Here is a 674-nt window from a genome sequence, read left to right as displayed (position 1 = left end):
GTCTTGCGCGTCTGCGTGCACTCAGCCCTCACTCAGTGTTGCTGCATCGTAATAGCAACCCCCGTGCCAAGGCTGTCCACGCTCTTTAAGCTTCTGATTTCGCGTTGAAAAACCAGCGAGCCCGCGGATGACACCAGGTGTTTTGAAGGTGACAGCAATTGTGCGGCTGTCAGAAGCCGAACAAGGATCGCAAGCATCAAACGGGCAAAAGCCGGCTTGGCGCGGGCCCTTTCGATGCGTTCATGCGTGGAACGGAAATTGCTAATTTCTCATACAAGCCGCTTGGAGAGCGATAATGCAGATAGGCGTCGAAACCGCGAAGGCGGAAGACCAGCGACCGGTCTTCGTGGTCGATGATGACGAAATCACCCGGGTGGCTTTGCAGCTTATGCTGCACGATGAGATCGAAACGCACGAGCTTGCAACGCCTGAAGAGGCTTTTGTCAGGGGCGTCGATTGGTTGAAGCCCGATCTGGTGCTGCTCGGCGCCTCCTTTTTCAAACAAAAGGGGCCGCCGTTGATCGGCCAATTGGCGGCCCATTTTTCCGAGGTGCGGATCCTGATCGTCTGCGAGAAATCCGACGAGGCCACCGCGCCCGAAGGCATCAAGGCGGGCGCGCACGGCGTGCTTATCAAGCCTCTCACCTTGGAAGCCGTCCGCAAGAAGGTCGATG

At 57.3% G+C, this 674-nt stretch carries 1 protein-coding gene; it reads left to right on the top strand.

Features of this window, described 5'->3' with window-relative positions:
• Positions 1-295 precede the first annotated feature (295 nt).
• The coding region (locus AC5ZG1_RS44140; RefSeq protein WP_496136533.1) for a response regulator at positions 296-674 on the top strand (379 nt) is incomplete at its 3' end.

The sequence above is a fragment of the Bradyrhizobium sp. Leo78 genome, from assembly GCF_059512425.1.
Note: the sequence above shows the minus strand (reverse complement) of the source record. Positions and strands in the feature narration are given on the sequence as shown.